We start from the raw sequence: 24,658 nt of genomic DNA, 5'->3' as shown, positions 1-24,658 counted from the left end.
CGCATGACTTGGGAGCCAGGGGCGTGCGACTCGGCCACGTCTTACGGCTGTGGACAATTCTCGGCCAGCAGCGCTGCCTGGGCACGGGCCACCTTCTCGACGCTGCGAGTCCACCGGTCCGGGATCCGGTCGGGACGCTCGCCGCGTCCGAGGCAATGCTCCTTCAGGGCGAAGAGCTGTGGGTCGCCCCAGCGCGCGAGGAGCGCCTGGAAGGCAGCGTGGCGCTCCATCCGGAAAGGCAGCGCCGCACCGGAAGCATCCTTGCAGGGATGGGGCGGCAGCATGTGCGCGTGCGGCACGAGCCCGGCCGGGATCGGCGCCGTCGCCGCGTGCGTGCGCTGCAGACGCAGGACGCTCGTCACGACGTGAGCGCGGGGACCGTCCGGTCCTGCATCGACGGACACCTCGATCCGCCCGAGCGGGCCGGCGAAGATGAGCGTCAGGGCGCCCCTGGGCACGCGCGACAGGCGCGGATCCTGCGGGTCGAGCGCGGGCGTGCCGATGGCCGATCCGAGGATGTCCAGCGCCTCGGAGTCGCGCGTGCGCAGGCAGACCGCGCATTGCGGCAGGCCGAAGCCGAGATCGAACAGGGTCGCGTCTCGATCCTCCGGCGAGAGGGCCGCCGTATCGGGCCCCAGTCCTGTGACCACCGGATGCGCCGTGGCAGACCCGAATTCCTCGGGCAGGCACAGAGCGACGGCATGGCTCCAGCTCTCTCCGAGCGCCGTCTCGTAGGCGACGGGGACGGTCTCAACGGGCGGACTCAACGCGATGCCGCCGCGCGGCGTCACCAGCCCGAGGCGTCCATCATCGAGGGGTACCGTCGGCTCTTCCGGCAAGCGCCGGAACTCCGCCGCGGCACCGAACGTGCCGAGGCTCCAGGCCGTGTCCGTGTCGGCGAGCCCTGCACGGAGAAGGTCTGTGATTGCGCCCGCGTCGTCCATAACCCGTCCCCGCTACGCCCGGCCGAGGTTCGCAGCAAGCGGGCTGGACGCGCCGGTCCCTGTGGAGGCTTGCGCGCCGTGCGTGGACTTCGGCGGCGGGCTTTGCGACGTTGGGTTCGTGGGCGGAGGTGCCCTGCCCGATCACGATGACGCCATCCGCCGGCACGGCCCCGACGATCTCCCCGCGCGAATCGCGGCTCGCCTCGCTCTGGGCGGGCCTGTCGACGCGCACCCGCTTGATCGCCGTGGTGCTGGCGATCGACGTCGTCGCCGCCCTCGTGTCCTGTACCGTCATCGTGCTGAACGCCCGCTCGGCGGTGACGGTGGAGACGCAGGCCTCCCTCGCCACCGTCGAACTCCTCGTCGCCGACACGATCCGGCTCGCCGAGGATTCACCGCCGGACCGCCTCCTGCAGACCCTGGACCTGCGCTTCCAGGCCCTGCGCCATGTCCGCGTCTCGCTGCTCGACGAGTCAGGCCGCAAGGTCGGCGTCGGGCTGACCCGGTTCCGGTCCGACAGGCACATCGCACCGCGCTGGTTCGCGCAGATGATCGCGCCCGGGATCCAGCAGCACGTGCTGCCCATCGTGGCCTCCGGCCGGCGCATCGGCACGGCGCAGATCGTGACCGAACCCTTGGACGAGATCGACGAGGTCTGGGGCTACGCGGTCGCCCTCTCGGTGACGACCTTCTGCATCAACGTCGCGATGCTGATGGCCCTCTACCTCGCGCTCGGCCGCGTACTCGCCCCGCTCGGCAGCCTCGCGGACGGGCTGACGCAGCTGGAGCGCCACGATTACACCGCGCGCCTCGAGCCCCCGCGGTCCCGCGAACTCGCCGTCATCGCGGAGCGCTTCAACGGAGTCGCCGAGGCCCTGACCGAGGTCCGGGCGGCGAACGGCCGCCTGAACCGCCAGCTTCTCACCGCCCAGGACGACGAGCGGCGCCGCACGGCCCTCGAGCTTCACGACGAGTTCGGGCCCTGCCTGTTCGCGCTGGAGGCGAATGCCGCCTCGGTCAGCCGCATCGCTCTGGCGCCGAGCGGGCCGGACCGCGAGAAGCTCGCGGCGCGGGCGGCCGACATCAGCATGATCGTCGGGCAGGTCCAGACGCTGAACAGGGATCTCCTGAACCGTCTGCGACCGCACGCGCTCGGGCAGGTTCCGCTGACCGAGTGCCTCAACCTGCTCCTGCGCGATTTCGCGCGCCGCCATCCCGCGACCGGCTTCTCCGGAGATTTCGATGGGCTGGCGCGGGGCTACGGCGACCTCGTCGACCTCACCGTGTTCCGCTGCATCCAAGAGAGCATGACGAATGCCGTGCGCCACGGCCAAGCGGCCCATGTGAGCGCGGTCGCACGGGAGACGGAGAGCCGCAGCATCGAGATCAGCGTGCGGGACGACGGCACCGGGGTGAAGCCGGATCACAGGGTCGGGCTCGGACTCTCGGGGATGCGCGAGCGCGTCGGAGCGCTCGGTGGTACATTTGAGCTTGACAACGCCGCACCGGGCACGGTTGTCCGGATCACCATCCCCGCGGATGCCGAGCGGGGCGAAGAGACAGGGGCCAGCGTGCCGCTATGAACGCCATCGCGACGAACGCCACCGCGGTCACGACCCGCCTGCCGGTCCTGGTGATCGACGATCACCCGATCGTGCTGCAGGGCTGCCGCCGGGTGCTGGAGGATGCCGGTATCGAGACCGTCGCGGAAGCGACGAACGTGGTGACGGGCTACCGCCTGTTCCATCGGCTTCGCCCTCCAGTCGTGATCTGCGACCTCACCTTCCAGGGAAGCGGGCTCGCGGGCCTGGGCCTGATCCGACGCATGAAGGCGGTCGAGCCGAAGACGCGTATCCTCGTCTTCAGCATGCACAACGATCCGGTCATCGTCTCGCGTGCCCTCGAGGCGGGCGCCCTCGGCTATGTTCTGAAGGACCATGCCTCGGCCGAGCTCTACGACGCGTTCGAGCGGGTGCGCGTGGGAGAGGTCTACCTCGACCGCCGTCTCGCGACCGAGGTCGCGATGCTGCGCTCGGACGCGCGGCGCACGCCCGAATCGCAGCTGACCCCGCGCGAGCAGCAGATCCTCGCTCGCCTCGCCCAGGGCAAATCCTACGGCGCCATCGCGACGGATCTGTCGGTGAGCTACAAGACCATCACCAACGCCTGCTCGCAGATGCGCCAGAAGCTCGGCGTCCGCACCCTGGCCGAACTCATCCACGTCGCGGTGACTCAGGCTCAACGGCAGGGCTGACCGGCGCCACGCGACGGCGACACGAAGGCGCGAGCGCTCCCGGCGGGGCGCTGCGGGACATCGGGCGAGGCGGATCGTGACGGCAGAAGGACGACCGGCAACCTTCTCCGCGGAAGCCTGGACGCGCAACGCGGACATCTACGCGGCGATCCGCACGATGCCCTTCAACGTCGAGCTTGCCGCCGGAACCCTCGGGCGCTCGCGTTTCCGGCACTACATCCTGCAGGACGCGCATTACCTTCTCGGTTTCGGCCGCGCTCTCAGCCTCGCCGCCGCCAAGGCGCCCGATCCGGACCGGATGGTCCAGTTCGCGCGGGCGGCCGAGACGGCGATCGTGGTCGAGCGGGCCCTGCACGGCGGCTTCTTCCGGGATTACGGGATCGACGCCGAGACTTTCGCGCGGACGCCGCTCTCCCCGCCCTGCGACCACTACGTCGCCTATCTCCTCGCCGCGGCCTACGCCGAACCCTACGAGGTTCTGCTCGCGGCCCTTCTGCCCTGCTTCTGGATCTACGCCGAGATCGGCCGCGACATCCACGCGCGCGCCGCGCCGGACAACCCCTACCAAGCCTGGATCGACACCTATGCCGGCGAAGAATTCGCCCGCGCCGTCGCCGAGATGATCGCGGCGACGGACGAGGCGGCCGCCTCCGCGGCGCCCGGCCTGCGCGCGCGCATGCACCGCGCCTTCACCCATGCCACCCGCCTCGAATGGATGTTCTGGGACGGAGCCTACCGCGAAGCGGATTGGCCGCTCTGACCGAGCGCCCCCGGCGATCGAATCCGTGGCGGGCCTCTTGCCTCGGGGTGGCCGCCGCGTCCCGCGCTGCTAGCTAGACGAGGACAGGCGCGCCTCGGCGCGGAGGCGGGCGGTTCGTGACGCGGCCCGAACGGAACCAGAGGACAGATTGTATGACGGCCGGCCTGACGAGCGACCTCCTGCGCACGAAATCGCTGGAGCGCCTCAACGCGGATGCGGAAGCCGGCGAGCACAGGCTGCAACGGACCCTCGGCCCCTGGAGCCTGATCGGCCTCGGCATCGGAGCGGTCATCGGTGCGGGTCTGTTCTCGCTCACCGGCATCGCCGCGGCGGAGCATGCGGGTCCGGCAGTCGTGATCTCCTTCGCCATCGCGGCGATTGGCTGCGCGTTCGCCGGCATGTGCTACAGCGAGCTCGCGGGTATGATCCCGGTCGCGGGCTCGGCCTACACCTATGCCTACGCCACGATGGGCGAGTTCGTCGCCTGGATCATCGGCTGGGACCTCGTGCTCGAATATGCGGTCGGCGCGGCCACCGTCTCCGTGAGCTGGTCGAAATACGTCGTCCGGTTTCTGCACGAATTCGGGATCGACCTGCCCGGAAATCTCGTGCACTCGCCCTTCGAGACCTACCAGCTCGCCGACGGCACGACCGCACACGGCCTCGTGAACCTGCCGGCGATCCTCATCATCTGTGCCGCCTCGTATCTGCTGATGATCGGCATCCGGGAATCGGCCCGGGTGAACGCCGCGGTGGTCATGGTGAAGCTCGCCGTCGTGGCGGCGGTCATCGGCGTCGGCGTGTTCTACATCAAGCCCGCCAACTACGTGCCTTTCATCCCCGAGAACACCGGCACGTTCGGCGAGTACGGCTGGAGCGGGATCATGCGCGCCGCCGGCGTCGTGTTCTTCGCCTATATCGGCTTCGACGCGGTCTCGACGGCGGCGCAGGAAGCCAAGAACCCGCAGCGGAACATGATGATCGGCATCCTCGGATCGCTCGCGATCTGCACGATCATCTACATCCTGTTCGCCGGCGTGCTGACCGGCCTCGTCCACTACGACGCCATGCGCGGCGACGCCGCGCCTGTGAACACCGCGATCGCGCAGACGCCCTTCCCCTGGCTGAAGAGCCTCGTGACGCTCGGCATCATCGCCGGCTTCTCGACCGTGATCCTCGTGCTCCTGCTCGGCCAGAGCCGGGTGTTCTACACGATGTCCCAGGACCGGCTGCTGCCCGGCCTGTTCTCCCGCATCCACCCCGAGTGGAAGACGCCCTACCGCTCGAACCTGTTCTTCATGGTCTTCACCGGCGCCCTCGGCGGCTTCCTGCCGATCAGCCAACTCGGCCACATGACGAGCATTGGCACCCTGCTCGCCTTCGTCCTCGTCTGCCTCGGCGTGATCATCCTGCGGCGCACGCAGCCCGACGCGAAGCGCGAGTACCGGACGCCGCTGGTTCCGCTGGTGCCGATCCTCGGCATCGTCAGCTGCGGAGCCATGATGGTCTCCCTCGACGGCGAGACCTGGATCCGCCTCGTTGTCTGGCTGGCGATCGGACTGGTGATCTACTTCGCCTGGAGCCGCCGACACAGCCGCATCGGCCGGGAGGAAGAACGGGCCAAGGCCTGACGGCGGCCCGGCCGCGTCAGGCCATCGCGGCGAGGGCGAGCCCCTTGCTGCGGGCCTTCCGCACCGGGGCTCCGACCTCGACCACCTGCCGCTCCCGGGCGACGAAGGCGGTCGGCATCTCGGCCTGCATCTCCGCCTCGAGGCTGCGCAGGCGCGCGTCCGAGTGGCAGGGATGCAGGTGGATGATCCCGAGCGCCTTGACCCCGGCCGCGCGGGCGAGTTCGACGCCCTTCTGCCAGGTCGAGTGCCCCCAGCCGCGGCAGGTCGGATACTCGCAATCCGTGAACATGCCGTCGTAGATCATCAGGTCGGCACCAGCGACGAAATCCTTGAGCGCCGGATCCGGCCACGGATCGCTGTGCTCGATGTCGCTGATCACGCAGAGGCGCTTGCCCCCGTGCTCGAAGCGATACCCGACCGAGCCCTGCGGGTGGTTGAGGAGGATCGTATCGACCCGCATCCCGTCCGGGAAGGTCAGCGTCTCGCCGGCCTTGAAGCCGTGGTGCTGGAGCGTGCAGGGCAGGACGTCGAGCGTAACCGGGAACAGCGGCGGCGCGAACAAGCGACCGAGGGCCTCCTCGGCGGAGGCACCGTCGAGGTTTCCGCAATACGTGTGGACCGTCCGCTCGGGATCGAACACCGCGGGCTTGAAGAAGGGGAGGCCGCCGGTGTGGTCGAGATGCAGGTGGCTGAACAGGAGATCGACCGATTTCGGCAGCGTCTCCCGGTGGAACTGGCCGCAATTATAGAGGCCCGATCCGGCATCAATCAGGAACATGCGCTCGCCGCAGCGAACCTCCAGACACGGGGTACTGCCGCCGAACTCGACGTAATCGGGTCCGCTGACCGGGGTTGAGCCGCGGACGCCCCAGAAGCGCAGCGTCAGGCCGCTGTCCGGGGCAAGACTTTTCGACATCATCATCGGGGTCGTTATACCAACTGACCTGATCGCTCACGATCAGGACCCTTTCGCCGCGGCGGCGTCAATGCATCCGCGCCGCTCGGCCGGTGGGCAAGAGGCGCCTCGCGCTCTCCACGCTCTGTGAGGTGGTCGTTGCGGTGCGTTTCTGATGTGCGTGCGCGCACACGCCGCGGGACCTCCACGATGCTCTCTCCGCCGCGCGTCAGCGCTGCGCCAGCCGGCCCGGCTGGGTGGCCGGGTCGGCGGCGTAAGCCCAATGAGCTTCCCCGCGGGCAGCCGGGTCCGAGCCCTGCCCGGCCAGTGCGATGCGCACGAGCCTCGGCAGCGTGTCGGCGTAGGTCGCGGGGGAATCGGAGAACGGGTCGGGCACCCGCTCGTAGGCCGCCACGAAGCGCGCGGAGACCGGATCGAATGAGAGGCCGCTGCCCGGCGCGATCCAGCCGGCCCAGATCGCCTCCGGCACGGGCGCGGGCGCCCGGCGCGCCGGGATCACCACGACCTCCTGCCCGGCATAGGCCAGGGCCTCCGGTCGGCTGACCTCCCCGAGCGAGACGCCCTTCGAGGCGAGCGCCGCCCAGAACGCGTTCTGGCCGCCGTCGGAATAGGTGGTGCGCACCGCGGCGGCCCCATCGTCCACGAGGGCCGCGATGCGCGCCTCCTCGGCCGCGCGCCGGATCGCGACCGCGCGCTCCTTGGCCGGCTCCTTCGCGGGGGTGAAGGCGTAGCGGCCCGCCTCGACGGTCACCTGCACCTCCTCGCCCGTCGCCTCGAAGCGGTCGGATCCCTCCTTCAGCTGCCGCCAGAAGGCGATGTTCGGGTCCGTCCGGTGGCGCGCCATATTCGCGGCCGTCATCCGGAACGGATAGGACTGGAACTGGAAGGCCGCCTGCCCGCCCGCCAGCGCATCCCGGGCGATGGCGTAGATCTCGCCGACGACCTGATCGGTCATGGCGAAGCAGCCCATCGACGAGCACACGCCGTGGACCATCACGGCGGAGCCCGTGCCGCCATGGGCGCGGTCGAAGGCGTTCGGGTAGCCGACGTCGAAGGAGAGATAGTAGCGCGAGTTCGGGTTCATCTGGCTCTTGGCCACGCTGTAGAACCCTTCCGGCGTCTGCCGGTCGCCGTTCTTGCGCTTCGGCCCGAGCTGGCCGGACCAGCGGCAGATCGGGAAGGTCTTCACGTGGACGAAACGTCCGCCGGCCGCCTTCTTCCAGACCTCGATCTCGGATTCCTTCTTGTAGGCGCGAAACAGAACGGGTGCGGAGGCGCTCGTGCCCTTGGATGCCATCAGCGACAGGGTCGCGGCCGGGATCGGCGCCTCGGCCTTGGCATTCTGCGCGCCCGCGGCGCCGGGCAGCAGCGATACGCCGAGCGCGACGGCGAGGATCGCGCCCCGCGAGAGCTGTCCGGCAATGGCAGGGAGCATGAGCGGCCCGGGAAATCGACGACGCCGGTCGGCCCGCCGGTGCGGCACGGAGCACGCACGATTCGAGACGGTGGCGAGCCATTGCGGCGGGGGTGAGGCTGGTATCGCGCCCGGGACCCATCGTCCCCTCAGGCCGGCACAGCTTCCTCGCGCGCAACGACCGTGTTGCGGGCGATCTGGACCACGGCGTCGAAGGGCGGCAGCGCCTCGAGGTCGGCGGAATCCGGCAGGCAGACGATCAGGCCGCTCCCGGCGCGGGCCGACCGGAGGCGGGCAAGGCGCTCGCGGAACTCGTCGCTCTTGCGCTCCTCCATGAGGATCGCGACGACGAGGATGTCGGGGTCGCGGATGATGCAGCGGGCAAGATCGATGGCAATGCGCTCCCTCGGGCCGATCGCGCCTTCGCCGAGCCCGCTGCCCCCGCCCGCGGGCTCCACGCGGCTCTCGAGGCCGAGACGGTACACGGTGCGCTCCAGCCCTTCGTCGGAGAGCACGCGGCGCACCAGCGCACGCACCCGCGCCTCGGCCCCGGCCTCGCCGTAGGCAATGCGGCCGAAGAGCAGGTTCTCCTCAAGGCTCGCCGCGGCGTTGACCCGAGTGGGATCGTAGAACTCGACCTGTCCCCGCAGGTGCGTCGGCAGCATCGCGGCGAAGGACCGGCGGGCGGCCACGAGCCGCTCCTCGAAAGCGGCGTCGATCAGGCCGAAGCGGTGCCGTGTCTCGCTGTAACGGAGCGAGAGGCCGATCAGCCGCTCGCGGTCGCGTTGCCCGGGCGCCCCCCGGCGCCAGCCACTGGCCTCGGACTGGCGGGCGACGAGATCCTCGAAATAGGCCCGCTCAGCGGCCGGGAAGAGCGAGAACGCGTCGAAGAGCGGATGATCGTTCGGGAGGTCGGCGAAGATCTCGACCGTGCTCCGTGCGACCTGCAGGCCGATCTCGGTGAGGGCGCGCGTGAGATCCTCCGCCTCCAGCACCGCACGCAGATAGGGATGCCGGCCGAGATTGGCCGGCGCGAAGGCCGTACCGATCGACTCGCCGAACAGGATGTTTTCTCCGACCGTCGCCTGATGGTTGTAGCGGTCGGGATCGAAGGCCTCGACGAGCCGCTCGGCATTGTCCGCCGCCAGGGCCGCGCGCACCGCCTGACGGGCCGCGACCACGGCGCCCGCGAGTTCGGGATCGGCCGCCGGATCGACGCGCCCGACGAGACCTCGGGCGTAGACGAAGCCGTCGAGCCCCGTCAGGCGGAGCGTCTCGACGAAGCTCGCTTCCGGAATCGTTGCGGCGGGCTCGGTGCCGTAGAGCAGGTTCTGGCGCAACGTCCCCTCGATCAGGATGGCTTCGCCCGCGGCGAAGGCAATCCGCCGGGCGCGCTCGGCCGGCTCGAAGGTCCGCATGTCGTGCCCGTCGAAGGTCGCGGACCCTGCAGTCGGCTCGATCTGGCCGGCCAGGACACCCGCCAGCACGCGGGCGCCGCTGCCGCGCCCGCCCGCGATGGCCACGTGCCCCGGCATCGGCAGCACGAGGTCGGCCGCGACGAGGCGCTCGCCGGAAGCCGGATCGTAGGCGCCGACTGTCGTGAGCGTGAGAAGACCCGCCCGGGGCACGGGGACGGCGTGGGTGGTCCTGCGCGGGCGTCGCCGCTCGAGCTCGTCGAGAGACCGGACGATTTCGCGGAAAGTGGGGGCGATGTCGGCGCGCAGGACGTAGAGGCGCAGCGTCACGGCGAGCAGCAGGGCGGCGAGGCCGAAGGCGCCCGCCGCCGCGGCGAGCGCGCCCGGCGAGACGGGTGCGGCGGGCGGTGCCCCCGGCACGGTTCCGCCCCGCCACAGGGCCGCACCGAGCGCCAGCGCAGGTAGGAGCACGGCGAGCGCCACCGCCGGGGCACGGGCATAGGCCAGGCGCGCCTCGGCGTGACCGAGTGCGCCGCGACTCGCGACGGCCTTCGCGCGGAGCCGGGCGCGCTCCTGCGCGGCGGCACCGTGGGCCCGCACGGCCGGCAGGCGGCGCACCAGATCGACGAGCGTACGCTCGACCAGCCCGCTGACATTGCGGCGCAGAGACGCCCGGGCTCGGCCGCCGCGCAGGATGAGTGTGCCCGCCAATCCGGAGGCGAGCAGGCCCACGACGGCGACGGGCAGGAGCCGCGGCGCCGCGACAGCGGAGGCGAGGGCTGCCATCAGGATCGCCGCAATCGTCAATGCGGGCACGAGGATGCCGACGGCCAGCAAACCGTCCACGCGTCCCAACAACTCCCCGACGAGATGCGCGAGGCCGCGCGCTTCGTCGCGCGCTCCGAGCGGCGCATTGAGGATCGCGTCGGTCGTCGCCCGCCGAAGCTGCCACACGGCTCGCGCCTCGGCGGAGAAGCACAGTCGCGCCACCACCCAGCCGAGGGCGGCGAGGAGGAGCGCGACGGCGGCGAGCGTGAGGAACCCCGCAAGTTCGAGGGCGACCGGGGAGAGGGGCCAGCCCTCCGCCAGCACGATCTCGCCGTCCGAGGACGCGACGGACAGGCGTAGGAAGGGCAGGATTGTCGCGGTGTCCCGGCCGAGCGTGTCGGCGAGGTCGCGCAGGCACAGGAGCGCGAGCGCGGCGAGCGGCGCACCCACGCCGAGTGCCAGCGCGACCGCCGCAGCGTGCCGGCTTTTCGCGGCGCGCCACGCGAAGAGGATCGGATCGCGTTCCATCGCAGTCCCGGGCTCGAGTGCGGGCTTGGCGCGGTCTTACGGCGCGTCGGGGCGCGCGCAAAGCGCGACCGCGCACCCGGCCGACGTGGATGATGTGACGGGTCGCAGGGCACTTGGGGCAACGAGGGATAATCGGGCCTCACCCGCCTTCCGGGTGCGCGGCTCATTCGGAGCATGTGAGGCAGCCGGCTGCTGCAGCCTGCAACGCAAGACACGCGCCGAATACATCGGCGCGCGCGAGCGTGACGGTTGTTCGAGCGGCGCGACGCTTCTACATCTCGGCTCCCGGTCTCCCGTCAGCGTCGAAAATCCAACGATGTGCGAACTGCTCGGCATGAGCGCGAACGTGCCCACCGATATCCGCTTCTCCTTCGCCGCCCTGGCCCGCAGGGGCGGCGAGACCGGACCGCACGCGGACGGGTGGGGCATCAGCTTCTACGAGGGCCGGGGCTGCAGGACCTTCCACGATCCCGAGCCGAGCGCGCGCTCCGAACTCGCCAAGCTCCTGCGGAACTACCCGATCAAGAGCCGCATCGTCGTGGCGCATGTCCGCAAGGCCAATCGCGGGCGCGTGTCGCTTGAGAATACCCATCCCTTCTCCCGCGAATTGTGGGGACGGCGCTGGACCTTCGCGCATAACGGCCAGCTGAAGGGCGTGAAGCGGCTGCCGCTCACCGGCTTCCACCCCGTCGGCACCACCGACAGCGAGCACGCCTTCTGCTGGATGATGGGGCAGCTCCAGGCGCGCTGGCGCGGCCTGCCGAAGCCCGGGGCCCTCGATCGCGCGGTGGCCGACCTCTGCGCCGAATTGCACGGCCGGGGCGTGTTCAACATGCTCCTGTCGGACAGCCGCTCCCTCTACGCGCATTGCGGCAAGCGGCTCTGCTACCTGACCCGCTCGGCGCCCTTCGGCACGGCGACGCTGATCGACGAGGATTGGCACGTCGATTTCGCGCAGGAGACCACGGAGCGCGATGTCGTCACCGTGATCGCCACCCAGGCCCTGACCCGCGACGAGACCTGGACCGACCTCGAGCGGGGGGACGTGCTCGTCCTGCGCGACGGGGGCATCCGCCTCCTCAAGCCGAGCCGCGCGGCCCGGACGCTCGCGGCGCCCGTGAGCGCCTCCCACGCCTGTTGATCGGCGTCCCGACACGGCGCCGCAGGGTGCGCACGGGAGCTTGATGCGCTACAACCCTCGTCAAACCATGCCGCCTGCCGGAAGAGGACCGCCGGCCTGCGCAGCAAGAACATATCAAGACGAGCCATGCAGAGCGACGAGATCCAGACCCTCCCAGACCGCCACGACGGCGATTCGGACGCGCGGCCGAACCTGAGCGCCAGTATCCGCACGCATCTCGGCGATCACCTGCGCAACGCCTACGAGGCGATCGGCCAGGCCGAGATGCCGAACCGTTTCGCCGAGCTGATCGAGAAGCTGGAAGCGGCCCTGCGCGCACAGGGCGAGGCCGTCGAGCCGGATTTCCGTGACGGTCTGCTCGCGGCCGTACCCAGCCTGCGGGCCTTCGCCCTCTCGCTGACCTCCAATCCCGCCCGCTCCGACGACCTCGTGCAGGACACGCTCCTGAAGGGCTGGCAGCACCGAGCCCGCTTCCAGCCGGGCACCAACCTCAATGCCTGGCTGTTCACGATCCTGCGGAACATCTTCTACTCGGACCACCGCAAGCGCGTCCGCGAGGTCGAGGATCAGGACGGCTCCTACGCGGCCCGCCTCGCCACCGCTCCCCATCAGGGCGACCGCCTCGACGTCGAGGACCTGCAGAGCGCCCTCGCCAAGCTGCCGCCGGACCAGCGCGAGGCCCTCGTCCTCGTGGGCGCCGAGGGCGTGTCCTACGAGGAGGCCGCCACGATCATGGGCTGCAAGGTCGGCACCGTGAAGAGCCGCGTCAGCCGCGCCCGCGGGCGCCTCGCCGAGCTTCTCGGCTATGACGAGGAGGATCTCGGCTCGGACCGCTTCATCCAGTCGGCCATGCCGAAGGAAGCCTGATCGCACCGTCGAATCGGCGTTGAACAAATTATAGGCATAGGAAATTTCGACGCATCCCTTTCGGGATATCGCGCGTTACCGGCCCAAGCTCCGCTGTGCACCTTGAGCGCATCGGTCCCTTGAAACCGGAGATTTCTCTATGAAGATCAAGACCCTCCTCGCGGCTTCCGCGATCGCTCTCGCCCTCCCGATGGCCGCCCAGGCCCAGGGCCTCGTGCGCGGTGCCGAGCAGGGCGCTCGCGACGGCGCCGATGCGGCGGGCCCGGTCGGCGCGATCGTCGGCGGCGCGGTCGGCGCGGCCACGGGCACGGTCGGCGGCATCCTCGGCGTCGATGATCGCCCGCGCTTCCGCAGCTACGTCACCGAGCGTCGCGTGCGCTCCTACGATTACGACGGCCGCGTCGCCGTCGGCACCACGCTGCCGAGCAGCGGCGTGACCTACTACGAGGTGCCGGACGATTACCGCGTGAAGCCCGGCTACCGCTACACGGTGGTGAACGATCGCCCGGTGCTGGTCGACCGTAGCCACCGCATCGTCGAAGTGATCGACTAAGCTCGGCGCGGCGCCCTGCGGCGCCTTACAGGACAAGGCCCCGACGCGCCGCGTCGGGGCCTTCGTCGTTTACACAAGACGGTGAGCGCGTTCGGAACCTCACCTTTTCTCTGCCATTGCCGCGCAACGCTGACCTTGCCGACACGTTAGCGTGATCGAGTAACGGAGATCGCGACAATGCAGAACGACGACACCGAGTCCGATCCTGTCCTCCCCGAGCCGGTCCGGGACCATCTCGGCCAGCAGCTTCGAACCGTCTACCATGTGGACGCCGGCAAGCCGGAATTCCTCGGCGACGAGGCGGTGCCTAAGGCCTTCGAGCCGCAGATCAAACGCCTTGAGACGCGCCTGAAGACGCACGAGGAGGGCACCGCCGCCGTGGGAGATGCGCTGGACCGCATTCTCGACGCCTTCGGTCTGGAGCCGGGCGAGGGCCCGTCAGACGCGCGGGCGAACGGCAAGTAGGTCGCGGATCTCTCCCAGGATCCTCACGTCCGCCGGCACCTCGGCCACGGCCTCGGGCTTCTTTTCCTCGCGGGTCTGCAGCTTGTTCATGGCGCGGATCACGAGGAAGAGCACGAAGGCGACGATCATGAAATTCAGCGCCACGGTGATGAACTGCCCGTAACCGAGCACGGCGCCCTGCTTCTTGGCCTCCGCGTAGGCGAGGCCGGTCTGCACCTTCGACGAGAGGGGGATGTAGTAGTTCGAGAAGTCGAGGCCGCCGGTCACGGCGCCGATCATCGGCATGAAGACGTCCTGCACCGCCGAGGTCACGATGGCGCCGAAGGCCGCGCCGATGATGACGCCGACGGCGAGGTCGACCACGTTGCCGCGCAGCGCGAATTTTTTGAATTCCTCGAGCATCGCAGCCCTCCGCTAGGAAAGGCCGCCGCACGCGGCCCCCGCGAAGCTTAGGGAAAGACGTTGCGCCGAGACAGACCGGGCGGCACCTATCCACGGCGGAAGCGGGCTCCGGAATCGCGGAGAGCACCGGCCCCGGGGCGTCAGGTCCGCGGTGCTCCGGGCTCGTCCGTCAGAGGCGCCCGAACCCCGGCCTCCCGCCTCACGCGGCGTCGGTACTGCATCGCGCCGATCGGAATCACAGCCAGATAGGCGAGGCTGATCGCGACCATGACCTCGAACGGGAAGCTGATCGCTACGCCGAAGATCGCGACGCCGAGGAGGAAGATCGGCAGCACCCAGGCACGCGGCACCCGCTTCCCGATCGTCTTGCCCGAGAAGGTGGGCACGGTCGAGACGACGAGGAGCGCGATACAGAGGACGTAGACCAGCACCAGGGGCGCCGCCCATTTCTCGAAGGAGAAGCCGAGAAAGTGGAGGTAGAGCGGCAGCATCGCCGTGAGCGCCCCGGCGGGTGCGGGCATCCCGACGAAGAAGTCCTTCTTCCACTCGGGCCGGTTGGGGTCGTCCAGCATCGCGTTGAAGCGGGCGAGGCGCAGGCCCATCGCGATGGCGAAGATGAGGGCCACGATCCACCCGACCGAGCGCAGATGGAACAGCGCGAAGCCGTAGAGGATGAGGGCCGGCGCGCAGCCGAAATTCACGAAATCGGCCAGCGAATCGAGCTCCGCCCCGAAGCGGGAGGTGCCTTTGAGGAGGCGCGCAACCCGCCCGTCGACGCCGTCGAGGAGGGCGGCCACGACGATCGCGATCACCGCAGGCTCGAACTTGCCCTCGAAGGCGAGACGGATCGCGGTGAGCCCGAGGCACAGGGCCATCAGGGTGATCATGTTCGGGGCGATCACGCGGAACGGCACCGGCTTGAAGCGGCGCGGCTTCGGCTCGTTCGGGTCCGGGGCGAAGGGTGGGAAGAGCTCGTCCATCGATCCCCTCCCCTCAGATCCGGCGGAAGCTGCGCTCGGGACCGCCCGAGAGGTCGGCAAGCACCGTCTCGCCGGCCACGGCCTTCTGTCCGAGGCCGACGAGGACGCGGGTGCCCGCCGGCAGGTATACGTCGACGCGGGAGCCGAAGCGGATCAGGCCGAACCGCTCGCCCACCTGCAGGGAGTCGCCCGCCGCCACGAAGCCGACGATGCGGCGCGCGACGAGACCGGCAATCTGCACGACGCCGACACGAAGGGGGGCGCCCTTGTGCAGCGTCTCCATCACGAGACCGTTGCGCTCGTTGTCCTCGCTCGCCTTGTCGAGCTCGGCGTTGAGGAACAGGCCTGGCGTGTAATGGATCTGCCCGATCCGGCCCGTCACCGGCACGCGGTTCACGTGGCAGTCGAACACGTTCATGAAGACCGAGATGCGCGTCATCGGCACCTGCGGCAGGTCGAGTTCCGGAGGCGGCAGAACGGTGGCGATGAGGTTGACGCGGCCGTCCGCCGGCGAGACGACGAGGCCCTCCCCCACCGGGGTGATGCGCTCGGGATCGCGGAAGAAGTAGCAGACCCAGAGTGTGAGGATCAGGAAGATCCAGCCGAAGAACTGCGAGAAGTAGCCCGCCACCACCGTCAGCACGATGCCGATCAGGATGAAGGGGTAGCCCTCCTTGTGGATCGGGACCAGAACGCGGCGGATCGTCTCGAAGAGGTCGGTCATGGAGGTACAGGCACTCCTGCGGTCGGCCGCTTCACGCGCTCCGGCGGGGCCGGATGGCAGTCCTAGGGATTTCCGTCAACAGTCGTCGGGCCGGGAGGGGCCGCCTCACTCGGCCGGTACCGGCTCGGCGGCGCCCCGGCGGGGCGGCGCGACGGCCGGGAGATCGTCTTCGTCCTCCGCGCGCTTCAGGGCCTCGCGGGCCTCATCCGCCTCGCGCTGGCGGTTCCACATCGCCGCGTAGATGCCGTCCTGCGCGAGCAGGCTCGTATGATCGCCCCGCTCCGCGATGAGCCCGCGGTCGAGCACGAGGATCTCGTCGGCGTTGACGACGGTCGAGAGACGGTGCGCGATGACGAGGGTGGTGCGGCCCCGCGACACGCGGTCGAGGGCGTCCTGGATCTCGCGCTCGGTGAAGGAATCGAGGGCGGAGGTTGCCTCGTCGAGGACGAGGATCGGCGGCCCCTTCAGGATGGTCCGGGCGATCGCCACGCGCTGCTTCTCGCCTCCCGACAGCTTCAGGCCACGCTCGCCGACCGGCGTGTCGTATCCCTCCGGCAGGCTCGAGATGAAGCGGTCGATCTGGGCAAGGCGGGCCGCCTCGCGGATCTCCTCCGGGCTGGCGTCCCAGCGGCCATAGCGGATGTTGTAGCCAATCGTGTCGTTGAACAGCACCGTGTCCTGAGGGACCATGCCGATCGCGGACCGCAGGCTGTCCTGGCGAACCTGCGCGATGTCCTGCCCGTCGATCGTGATGCGGCCGGCCTGCGGCTCGTAGAAGCGGAACAACAGACGCGACAGGGTCGACTTGCCGGCGCCCGAGGGACCGACGATCGCCACCGTCCGGCCGGGAGGCACCGCGAAGGAGACGCCCCGCAGGATCGGCCGATCCGGATTGTAGGCGAAGCGAACATCCTCGAAGCGCAAGGCCGCCTGCTCGACGCGCAACGGCGCGGCGCCCGGCCTGTCCGCGATCTCCGGGTTGCGGTGGAGGATGCGGAACATGTCGTCGATGTCGATCAACGCCTGTTTGATCTCGCGGTAGATCATGCCCATGAAGTTCAGCGGCATGGAGAGTTGGATCAGCATCGTGTTCACGAGCACGAAGCCGCCGATCGTAATTCTGCCCGCCAGGATATCACGCGCGGACAGCCACATCACGATCGTCATGCCGATGGTGAAGATCACGGCCTGCCCGGCGTTCAGCACGGCGAGCGAGACGTAAGTCTGGGTCGACGCCTTCTCGTACTTCGCCATCGAGGCGTCGTAGCGCTCGGTCTCGCGCCCTTCCGCACCGAAATACTTGACCGTCTCGTAGTTCAGCAGCGAGTCGACGGCCTTGGTGTTGGCCTCGGTGTCGGAATTGTTCATCCGGCGCCGGATCGCGATCCGCCACTCCGTCGCCTTGTAGGTGAAGGCGAGATAGGCGAGCACCGTCAGCAGCACGACGACCGAGTAGATCCAGTCGAATTCGTAGGCGAGGACGCCGATGACGAGCGCGAACTCGACGATCGTCGGCACCAGGGTCAGCACCATCAGGCGCGACAATTCCTCGATGCCGGCCCGGCCCCGCTCCAGGACGCGGGTGAGGCCGCCGGTCTTGCGCTCCAGGTGGAAGCGCAGCGACAGGCGGTGCATGTGCTCGAAGGTCCGGAGCGCGAGGCGGCGCACGGCGTGCATCGCGACCTTGGCGAAGAGCCCGTCGCGTACCTGGGTGAGTGCGCTCATGATGATGCGCGACAATCCGTAGAGCGCGATCATCAGCATCGGCGCCGCGAAGAGGCCGGTGGGGAGGCTCTCGCCGGGCTTCGCGCTGACGGCCGCGACGAGGGCGTCCGTGGCCCATTTGAAGGTGAACGGCGTCACCATCGTCGCGACCTTGGCGACGAGCAGGAGACCGAAGGCCAGGAATACGCGCCGCTGCAGGTCCGGCCGGCCGTGGGGCCAGAGGTAGGGCCAGAGGCGGCGATAGGTGGCGACGAGGCCGGGGCGCTCGGTGGGCGCGGCCGGGCCGGGTTCGGAACTCATGGGCGACGTGTCCGGGAATGCGGGTTCGGGCCCGCATATAGGCGCGGCGGGTCCCGCGTGCACGCCCGGCCCAGGCAGGGCGGCCCTGCGAGCGGGCGGGGGCAGCATCCCGCCCGCGATCAGCCGCGCTTCTTCTGCCGCTGTGCCGCGCCCTCGTCGGTCGGGAGCACGAAGATCTGGCCGGGATAGATCAGGTCGGGATCGCGGATCTGCCCCTGGTTGGCGTCGTAGATCACCGTGTAGCGGTCGCCCTTGCCGTAGGTGCGCCGGCTGATCTGCCACAGGCTGTCGCCGCGCGTGATCTTGGCGGTGTTGATCTCGGCGACGAAGACGCCCTTCCCCTCGCCCGGCGCGGGAGCCGCGCTGGTCTGGGCCGCCGGCGTCTCGGCCCTCGCCGAAGCCTCGAGGGCGACCTCGGGCGGTGCCGCAGCCGCCGCCGGCTTCGTGCCCTCGCTCGCGATCTCGGGCGGCCGGGTCGGCGGCGAACGGGACCCGATCTCGGGCCTCGCCTCAGGCTGCGCGGGCGCCGCAAGCGGGGCGCCCTCGGGCGCGGGGTGCGGTCTCGCCTGGGCCGCCCCGGGCATCGGTGAGGCGGAGGAAGGCCGCGGCGCCTGGGCTGGCGCCTGACCCTCGGCGCGGCCCGTGGGTGAAGGAGGGGCCTCCGAACGCTCGCGGCTCGCCACCCTTGCGGGCGCCGGGTAGCTGAACGGGACCTCGGAGCGCGCGCGCACCTTGCCGGAGACCGGGTCCACCTGATCGACGCGGACCTTGTAGTCGCCCGGGCGCACGCCCCGGCCGATCGTGAAGGTCACCTTGCCGTCGGCGCCGACGCTGCCCGGCGCCACCAGCGTGTCGTTGAGGTAGAGGCGCACCGTCGCGCCGGGCGCGGCCTGGCTCGTGATGTAGAGGCGGCCGCCCTCCTGCGCGTCCACGCTGACGATCTTCACCGGAGCCGCCGCCTGCGCCTCGGGCTTCGCACCGGCCTCGGCCTTCGAGGGCGCACCAGGGCCACCCGCTTGGGGCTCTCCGGTCGCTGTCGCGCCGGGGCGCATCCCAGCCATCTGCGGACCCGATTCCGGCTGGGAGAGGACGACGGTGGGCTGATCGGGAGAGGTCAGGGCGACGAGGGGCTTCGCATCCCGCTTCGGCGCGATCACGACCGCAACGCTCTGCTTCGAGCGCTGCTCGCGCCCGTCGGGGCCGGCCGAGCGCAGCACGATGTCGCTGCTGCCCGGCGCCAGGGTCGGCGGCACGATGGCGAATTGTCCCGATGGGTCGGCAAGCGCGCGGGCGACGGGCTTGCCGTTCACCAGCAGTTCGACGGTCGTGTTGGGCGCGCCGCGCCCTGCGATCACGGACTCGCCGTCCGGCTCCACGCGGATCACGTCGAAGGTCGGCCCGGCCTCGAAAAGAGCGGCGGGCGGCCTGGCCTCAGGCTCGGCGCTCGGCCGCGCCGCGGGCTGGCCCGGTGCGGGTGCGAGAGTCGCCTGCGGCTTCTCCGCGGGCGAGGGATCCGACCCGGCCCGGGCCTTGCCCGGATCGCCGGCCGAGGATTCGGGCCGCGCGTCCGCCCCGCGCCCCGAAGGCGCGTCGAGGATGCCTGCAGGCGCGCGCGCCTCGCCCGGTCGCGCGGGCTCGGAAGCGCGCTTCATGTACTCGCCGGCACCGAACAGCCCGACCACGAGCAGGAACCCGCACAGCAGGCCGATGCCGGCTAGTCCGAGGCTCCGCCGCAACTCCGCCGTCATGGCGTCCTACTCCCCGCATGTCGACGGGGCCGGACCGCCCTCCGAAGCGGCCGGTCCGCGGATAAAACCGTCGACTGGTCCCGGCATATTAACGTACATGACCGAGACACCAAGCCGCCGACGCCCTCGTTGGGGCGAATCCCGCGCGAATTCAGCAGTTTGGCACAGTCCGACGCGGTGCATGCGCCCGGACCCGCGGCGGTGCGGCGAAGCGAGACAGGAGGACGCCGGATGGCGCCGGTGAAGACGGTCTGCGTGTATTGCGGCTCCGGGTTCGGGGAGAATCCGGCGTTCCGCCAAGCCGCCGAGACCCTCGGGCGCTCGCTGGCCGCGGCCGGAATCGGGCTCGTCTACGGCGGCGGGAATGTCGGCCTGATGGGAACGGTGGCGCGCGCCGTCCTCGACGGCGGAGGCCACGTCACCGGCATCATCCCGGACTTCCTGAAGTCGCGCGAGCGCATGCTCGACGACATCCAGGAAACGGTCGTGGTGGGTGACATGCACACCCGCAAGCGCATGATGTTCGATCGCTCGGATGCCTTCGTGGCGCTGCCCGGCGGCATCGGCACGCTGGAGGAGCTCGTCGAGCAATTGACGTGGGCTCAGCTCGGCCAGCATGCCAAGCCGATCCTGCTCGTCTCGGTCGCGGATTTCTGGCGCCCGCTTCTGACCCTGTTCGACCACATGCGCGGCCACGGCTTCATCCGCGACGGCCTCGACCTGAACTACCTCGTGGCCCGGGACGCATCCGAGGTCGTGCCGATGCTGCGCCGTGAAGCCTCCCACCGGGAGCCGGCGCCGGAGGCGGACGAGTTCATCAAGGAGCGGTTCTGAGGGCCGGCAACGCGCCCTCCGCCAAGCGTCCTCGTTCGGGTCCGCGAACCGGGCCGGAGGGTCAGGCTTATCCGGTGCGCTCGCGCCCCTGTCCCTGACCCTGTCGAATCTCCTGCAGCGCCTGCGGATGTTGGCGCGAATCGGCGCCCACCGACGGATCGATCGTGCCGACCAGGGCCGGTTTCAGCTCGTAACGGCCGGCATCGATCACGACGACGGGCTGGCAACCGGCCGCGTCCGTCACGGCGCGACGCTCCATGTCGTCGTGCCGTCCTTGTTGTCCTTGACGGTCACGCCGATGGCCGCGAGCGCGGCGCGCACGCGGTCGGATTCCGGCCAGTCCTTGGCCGCGCGGGCGACGCGGCGCGCTTCGATCAGCGCCTCGACCGCGGCGACATCGACGCCGGAGGCTCGCACGCTCGCGGCGTCCCGCTCCGAGCGCGTCTGGCAGAGGAAGCCGAGGAGGTTCGCGCCAGCCTTCAGGGCAGCCGGATCGTCGAGCCGGTGGATCTCGGCGAGCGCCGCGGCGGTGTTCAGATCGTCCAGCAGCGGCTCGAGGACACTCTCCGGCGCATCGGCGGACGGGGCCGCGTCGCCGACATGGCCGTACCAGCGCTCCAGCATGCGGCCCGCGTCGTCCAATCCCCGCAGCGTCCAGTCGATCGGCTGGCGGTAATGCGTCTTGAGCATGGCGAGCCGCACGACGTCGCCGGGCCAGTCGTTCAGCACCTCGCGGAGCGTCACGAAGTTGCCGAGCGACTTCGACATCTTCTCGCCCTCGACCTGCAGGAAGCCGTTGTGCAGCCAGACGTTGGCCATCACCTCCGTGCCGAAGCAGCAGCGGGACTGCGCGACCTCGTTCTCATGGTGCGGGAAGATGAGGTCGATGCCGCCGGCATGGATGTCGAACGTGGTGCCGAGATGCTTCCACGACATCGCCGAGCACTCGATGTGCCAGCCGGGCCGGCCCGGCGCCTCGATGCCCGAGGGTGAGGGCCAGGACGGCTCGCCGGGCTTCGACGGCTTCCAGAGGACGAAGTCGAGGGGTGAGCGCTTGTAGGGCGCGACCTCGACGCGGGCCCCGGCCTCCATCTCGTCGAGGGGGCGCTTCGAGAGGGCACCGTAATCGGGCATCGAGGGCACGTCGAACAGGACGTGATCCTCCGCCACGTAGGCGTGGCCGGCCGCGACCAGCCCCTCGATCAGATTCACCATCTCGACGATGTGGTCGGTCGCGCGCGGCTCGACGAAGCGCGGGCGCTCGCCCGGCAGGTTCACGTCCTCCGGCATCAGGACGCCGAGGGCACGGATGTCCGCATGGAAGGCGGCGAGCGTGCCGTCCGTCAGCTCGCGGATGGTGATGCCGCGCTCGAGCGCGCGCGCGTTGATCTTGTCGTCCACGTCCGTGACGTTGCGGGCGTAGGTGACCTGCGCCGCGCCGTAGAGGTGGCGCAGCAGGCGGAAGAGCAGATCGAAGACGATGATCGGGCGCGCGTTGCCGATATGGGCCGCGTCGTAGACCGTGGGTCCGCAGGCGTACATGCGCACATGGCTGGGGTCGATCGGCACGAAGGGCGCCTTCTCCCGGGTCAGCGTGTTGTAGAGCCGCAACATTGGCGCCATGAAACCCACTCTCGTCCCTTTGGCTGCCGGCCGGTCTCCAGCCCCTGTTGCGCGGAGGCGACGGCCCCGCCGGCTCTCCTGCGCTAACCCAAAACGGTGAGCTTTTCGAGAACGACGACGGGCCATGCGCCCGACCGCTCGAAGAGGTGCGCGTCCGACGTTCTAAAGCCTTTGTTTACCGTCGCGTCGGACCTTCAGCGCAATCGTCAATGGTTTGGTCAGGAGAGACCTTCATGCGTCGTACGGCTGCCGGCCTCAGCGCTTTTCTCGGCGTTCTACTTCTCACCGCTGCCGTGCAGCCCACCCGCGCCGGAACCGAGGTGGCGCCCGCCGCGATCGAGCGCACCTTCCTGATCCCCTCGAGCGAGGGCTACGGCGTCGGCGACTGCCTGACCGGCGGCCAGAGCGAGTGCGGGCAAGTGGTCGCCAACGCGTGGTGCGAGTCGCAGGGCTTCGCCTCGGCCGCCTCCTACGGCATCGCCGCGCAGGAGGACTACACCGGCGCCATCGACACCGTGCCCTCTCCGAAGCGCGACGAGCGCCCGATCCGCATCACCTGCCAGGATTGAGGATTCGCGAGGCGGCGCCTCACTTCAGGAAGTCGGCGCATTTCGGCGGCGGCTCCGTGCCCCAGGGCATCAGCGGGACCGTCGAGGTCGAGTTCTTCGGCGATCCCTGGACCACCTTGTCCGAGTAGACCATGTAGATCAGCGTGTTGCGCTTCGCGTCGCAGCCGCGCACGATCTGCATCGACTTGAAGATCAGCGAGCGCCGCTCGCTGAACACGACCTCGCCCTGCTTGAACTTGTCCTTGAACTGGACAGGGCCGACCTGCCGGCAGGCGAGCGAGATGTCCGAGACGTCCTCGGCGAGGCCGAGCGTACCCTTGATGCCGCCCTTCTCGGGTTGCGTGTAGTGGCAGGCGACGCCGCCCACGATCGGATCGTCGATGCCGTAGACGACGAGCTTGTCGTTCGGCGTCAGCGGCCGCCACACCGTCGACTTGTCGAAGATCCGGTCCGGATCGTCGGCCGCAGCGGCCGGCGCGGAGAGCGCCGCGAGCGCGACGAGGCCCGCGCCGACCGCTCCTGTGAGACTCCGAAGCCACATGGTTCAACCTTTCCCCCGCTGATGCGACGTGGCGCATGTAGGGAGGGTGTCCCTGAGGCGCGAGGCCGCGTAAAAATAAGTTAAGCCTCGACCGCCCGCGTTCCGTATCCCGCGTTCAGGCCGGACCCGTCATCGACAGAGCCATGCCGCTGATCCGATCTCAGATTCGTCAGCTCGCCCGCACGCTCGCGGCCGGCGCCCTCGCCGTGCTGCTCGCGCCGGCCGCGCTCGCGCAGCAGCAGACGCCGAACCCGGCGTGCCAGCGCTACCGCGCCGAGCTGTCGAGCCTGAGCAACAATGCGAACGTCGCGCGCGCCCTGCAGGGCGAGATCTCACGGCTCGAAGCCTATTACCGCACCCTGAACTGCGAGGGCGGCCGGTTCCTGTTCTTCGACACGCGCCCCCCGCAATGCGGCGCCGTCGAGCAGCGCATCCGCGCGCTCAATGCCGGCTACGGCAGCGAGAACGGCGAGGTCGTGGCCGCGCGGCGGCGCCAGCTCCAGGCGGCGGTGGCGAGTTCCTGCGGCGACCTCCCGACGAATCCGGACGGCTCGCCCACCGGGCAGTTCGCCCGCGGCGGGGCGCAGGTGATCTGCGTGCGCACCTGCGACGGCGCCTATTTCCCGATGCCGAACCTGCCGGACGGCCGCGAGGGCGCGAACGAGATGTGCCAGGCGCTCTGCCCCGGCACCGAATCGGCCGCCTACTCGATGCCCCACGGCGACGACGCCCTGAAGCATGCCGCCACCGTCCAGGGCCGGCGCTCCTACGCCTCGCTGCCGAACGCCTTCAAGTTCCAGAAGGCCTTCGTGCCGAACTGCTCCTGCAAGAAGGAGGGGCAGAGCTGGGCACAGAGCCTCGTGAAGGCCGAGAGCATGCTCGTGCGGCACAAGGGCGACATCTTCGTCACCCCGATGCAGGCCGAGGCGCTCTCCCGGCCGAAGGTTCGCCTCACCCTGGTCGGCCGCGCCGACAAGACCGCGGCCGGCCTCGCGGCGGATGCGGCCGGGCGCACCGGCGCCGAGGCGAGCGCCGCCGAAGGGGTGCCCGCGACCACCGCCTCGACGGATGCGGCCGGTGCGGATGCCAAGCCCGCCATCCGGGTGATCGCCCCGAACGTAATCGCGGTTCCGACCCGGACCGGGACGCCGTAGCGTTGCGGCGCGGGAGGCGGATTCAGCCTCACACAAGACATTGTGATCACAGGCGAAAGGCCTGTTTCAAGCCGCGCCCGCGCGCCTCGGAAATTTGACCTCGCGCGCTCGGGAACCATATCGCGCCCGACCCCGTTCGGCCCCGTCCGAACCCGAAGCGCGAGATTGTTCCGATGCGGAAGACCCGACTCCTGCTCCTGACCGGCACCGTTTTGCCGGGCCTGCTCCTGTCGGGTCCGGAGGTCTCGCGGGCGGCGGACGGGATCCTTCTGCTCGCCCAGGGCGGCCCGCCCGGCCTCGGCGAGGGCGGCCCGCGCGGCGGCGGCGAGGGTGGTCCCCGCGGCGGCGGTGAGGGAGGCTCCCGCGGCGGCGGTGAGGGACCGCGCGGCGGCCCGCCCGGCG

Annotated in this window: 23 protein-coding genes and 1 pseudogene; 12 read left to right on the top strand and 12 right to left on the bottom strand. The window is 70.0% G+C overall.

Going from position 1 to position 24,658, the window contains the following annotated elements; all coding sequences use genetic code 11:
- Positions 1–41 precede the first annotated feature (41 nt).
- The gene (locus E1J50_RS08270) at positions 42–944 is read right to left on the bottom strand and encodes a DUF6925 family protein (protein ID WP_132252358.1); all 903 of its coding nucleotides are present in this window, start codon (positions 942–944) and stop codon (positions 42–44) included.
- A gap of 146 nt (positions 945–1,090) precedes the next feature.
- Here E1J50_RS08270 and E1J50_RS08265 point away from each other — a divergent pair, with 146 nt between their 5' ends.
- From E1J50_RS08265 to E1J50_RS08250, 4 genes are all read left to right on the top strand, one after another.
- Positions 1,091–2,527, top strand: a complete 1,437-nt coding sequence (locus E1J50_RS08265) for an ATP-binding protein (protein ID WP_132252355.1) — start codon at positions 1,091–1,093, stop codon at positions 2,525–2,527.
- Positions 2,524–3,198, top strand: a complete 675-nt coding sequence (locus E1J50_RS08260) for a response regulator transcription factor (protein ID WP_132252353.1) — start codon at positions 2,524–2,526, stop codon at positions 3,196–3,198. Before E1J50_RS08265 ends, E1J50_RS08260 begins: the two co-directional genes overlap by 4 nt.
- A 76-nt stretch (positions 3,199–3,274) precedes the next feature.
- A complete protein-coding gene (tenA, locus tag E1J50_RS08255) occupies positions 3,275–3,958 on the top strand; it encodes a thiaminase II (RefSeq protein ID WP_245516487.1) in 684 nt (227 codons plus the stop codon).
- Between the two features lie 152 nt (positions 3,959–4,110).
- Positions 4,111–5,589, top strand: coding sequence for an amino acid permease (locus E1J50_RS08250; RefSeq protein WP_132252351.1), 1,479 nt, complete (start codon positions 4,111–4,113; stop codon positions 5,587–5,589).
- A 16-nt stretch (positions 5,590–5,605) separates the two neighbouring features.
- Here the strand turns inward: E1J50_RS08250 and E1J50_RS08245 are convergent, their stop codons facing one another.
- The 3 genes from E1J50_RS08245 to E1J50_RS08235 all read right to left on the bottom strand — a co-directional run bounded on the left by E1J50_RS08245 (position 5,606) and on the right by E1J50_RS08235 (position 10,630).
- On the bottom strand, positions 5,606–6,505 hold the full coding sequence (locus E1J50_RS08245; RefSeq protein ID WP_425374919.1) for an MBL fold metallo-hydrolase: 900 nt from the start codon (positions 6,503–6,505) through the stop codon (positions 5,606–5,608).
- A gap of 208 nt (positions 6,506–6,713) precedes the next feature.
- On the bottom strand, positions 6,714–7,940 hold the full coding sequence (locus E1J50_RS08240; protein ID WP_245516486.1) for a L,D-transpeptidase family protein: 1,227 nt from the start codon (positions 7,938–7,940) through the stop codon (positions 6,714–6,716).
- Positions 7,941–8,068: 128 nt separating this feature from the next.
- Positions 8,069–10,630 carry a P-loop NTPase family protein gene (locus tag E1J50_RS08235; protein ID WP_132252348.1) on the bottom strand — a complete coding sequence of 854 codons (2,562 nt, stop codon included), beginning with the start codon at positions 10,628–10,630 and terminating at the stop codon, positions 8,069–8,071.
- Positions 10,631–10,946: 316 nt separating this feature from the next.
- Here E1J50_RS08235 and E1J50_RS08230 point away from each other — a divergent pair, with 316 nt between their 5' ends.
- The 4 genes from E1J50_RS08230 (at position 10,947) to E1J50_RS08215 (ending at position 13,656) form a co-directional block, all read left to right on the top strand.
- On the top strand, positions 10,947–11,771 hold the full coding sequence (locus E1J50_RS08230; protein WP_132252346.1) for a class II glutamine amidotransferase: 825 nt from the start codon (positions 10,947–10,949) through the stop codon (positions 11,769–11,771).
- Positions 11,772–11,897: 126 nt separating this feature from the next.
- On the top strand, positions 11,898–12,638 hold the full coding sequence (locus E1J50_RS08225) for a NepR family anti-sigma factor (RefSeq protein WP_132252344.1): 741 nt from the start codon (positions 11,898–11,900) through the stop codon (positions 12,636–12,638).
- Positions 12,639–12,777: 139 nt separating this feature from the next.
- Positions 12,778–13,191 (top strand): DUF1236 domain-containing protein, encoded by a 414-nt coding sequence (locus E1J50_RS08220; protein WP_132252341.1) that lies wholly within the window; start codon positions 12,778–12,780, stop codon positions 13,189–13,191.
- Positions 13,192–13,368: 177 nt separating this feature from the next.
- Positions 13,369–13,656, top strand: coding sequence for a hypothetical protein (locus tag E1J50_RS08215; protein ID WP_132252339.1), 288 nt, complete (start codon positions 13,369–13,371; stop codon positions 13,654–13,656).
- Here E1J50_RS08215 and mscL read toward each other — a convergent pair.
- The 5 genes from mscL to E1J50_RS08190 form a co-directional block, all read right to left on the bottom strand.
- Positions 13,630–14,058, bottom strand: coding sequence for a large conductance mechanosensitive channel protein MscL (gene mscL, locus E1J50_RS08210; protein ID WP_132252337.1), 429 nt, complete (start codon positions 14,056–14,058; stop codon positions 13,630–13,632). The two genes, E1J50_RS08215 and mscL, sit on opposite strands and share 27 nt — an antisense overlap.
- Positions 14,059–14,198: 140 nt before the next feature.
- On the bottom strand, positions 14,199–15,038 hold the full coding sequence (locus tag E1J50_RS08205; RefSeq protein WP_132252335.1) for a CDP-alcohol phosphatidyltransferase family protein: 840 nt from the start codon (positions 15,036–15,038) through the stop codon (positions 14,199–14,201).
- A gap of 13 nt (positions 15,039–15,051) precedes the next feature.
- On the bottom strand, positions 15,052–15,762 hold the full coding sequence (locus E1J50_RS08200; RefSeq protein ID WP_132252333.1) for a phosphatidylserine decarboxylase: 711 nt from the start codon (positions 15,760–15,762) through the stop codon (positions 15,052–15,054).
- A 105-nt stretch (positions 15,763–15,867) separates the two neighbouring features.
- A complete protein-coding gene (locus E1J50_RS08195) occupies positions 15,868–17,787 on the bottom strand; it encodes an ABCB family ABC transporter ATP-binding protein/permease (protein ID WP_132252331.1) in 1,920 nt (639 codons plus the stop codon).
- A 119-nt stretch (positions 17,788–17,906) separates the two neighbouring features.
- Entirely contained in the window at positions 17,907–19,535 is a 1,629-nt protein-coding gene (locus tag E1J50_RS08190; protein WP_132252329.1) for a LysM peptidoglycan-binding domain-containing protein, read from the bottom strand.
- 231 nt (positions 19,536–19,766) lie between these two features.
- Here E1J50_RS08190 and E1J50_RS08185 point away from each other — a divergent pair, with 231 nt between their 5' ends.
- A complete protein-coding gene (locus E1J50_RS08185; RefSeq protein WP_132252327.1) occupies positions 19,767–20,369 on the top strand; it encodes an LOG family protein in 603 nt (200 codons plus the stop codon).
- A gap of 67 nt (positions 20,370–20,436) precedes the next feature.
- On the opposite strand, the gene E1J50_RS27190 is transcribed toward E1J50_RS08185, so the two are convergent.
- Positions 20,437–20,613, bottom strand: a complete 177-nt coding sequence (locus E1J50_RS27190) for a hypothetical protein (RefSeq protein WP_165937819.1) — start codon at positions 20,611–20,613, stop codon at positions 20,437–20,439.
- On the bottom strand, positions 20,610–21,992 hold the full coding sequence (cysS, locus tag E1J50_RS08180) for a cysteine--tRNA ligase (protein WP_132252325.1): 1,383 nt from the start codon (positions 21,990–21,992) through the stop codon (positions 20,610–20,612). Before cysS ends, E1J50_RS27190 begins: the two co-directional genes overlap by 4 nt.
- Before the next feature lie 233 nt (positions 21,993–22,225).
- Between cysS and E1J50_RS08175 the strand changes: the two genes are divergently transcribed.
- A complete protein-coding gene (locus tag E1J50_RS08175) occupies positions 22,226–22,561 on the top strand; it encodes a hypothetical protein (RefSeq protein ID WP_245516485.1) in 336 nt (111 codons plus the stop codon).
- A gap of 19 nt (positions 22,562–22,580) precedes the next feature.
- On the opposite strand, the gene E1J50_RS08170 is transcribed toward E1J50_RS08175, so the two are convergent.
- Positions 22,581–23,102: a CreA family protein gene (locus E1J50_RS08170; protein ID WP_132252323.1), complete on the bottom strand. Its 522-nt coding sequence runs from the start codon at positions 23,100–23,102 to the stop codon at positions 22,581–22,583.
- Between the two features lie 143 nt (positions 23,103–23,245).
- Between E1J50_RS08170 and E1J50_RS08165 the strand changes: the two genes are divergently transcribed.
- Both E1J50_RS08165 and E1J50_RS08160 read left to right on the top strand, forming a co-directional pair.
- Positions 23,246–24,256 carry a DUF2865 domain-containing protein gene (locus E1J50_RS08165; RefSeq protein ID WP_132252321.1) on the top strand — a complete coding sequence of 337 codons (1,011 nt, stop codon included), beginning with the start codon at positions 23,246–23,248 and terminating at the stop codon, positions 24,254–24,256.
- Between the two features lie 173 nt (positions 24,257–24,429).
- A pseudogene (locus E1J50_RS08160) lies at positions 24,430–24,658 on the top strand (OmpA family protein); the annotation flags it as partial.

Source organism: Methylobacterium segetis (assembly GCF_004348265.1).
GTDB lineage: Bacteria > Pseudomonadota > Alphaproteobacteria > Rhizobiales > Beijerinckiaceae > Methylobacterium > Methylobacterium segetis.
This window is presented reverse-complemented; position numbering and strand designations above follow the sequence as displayed.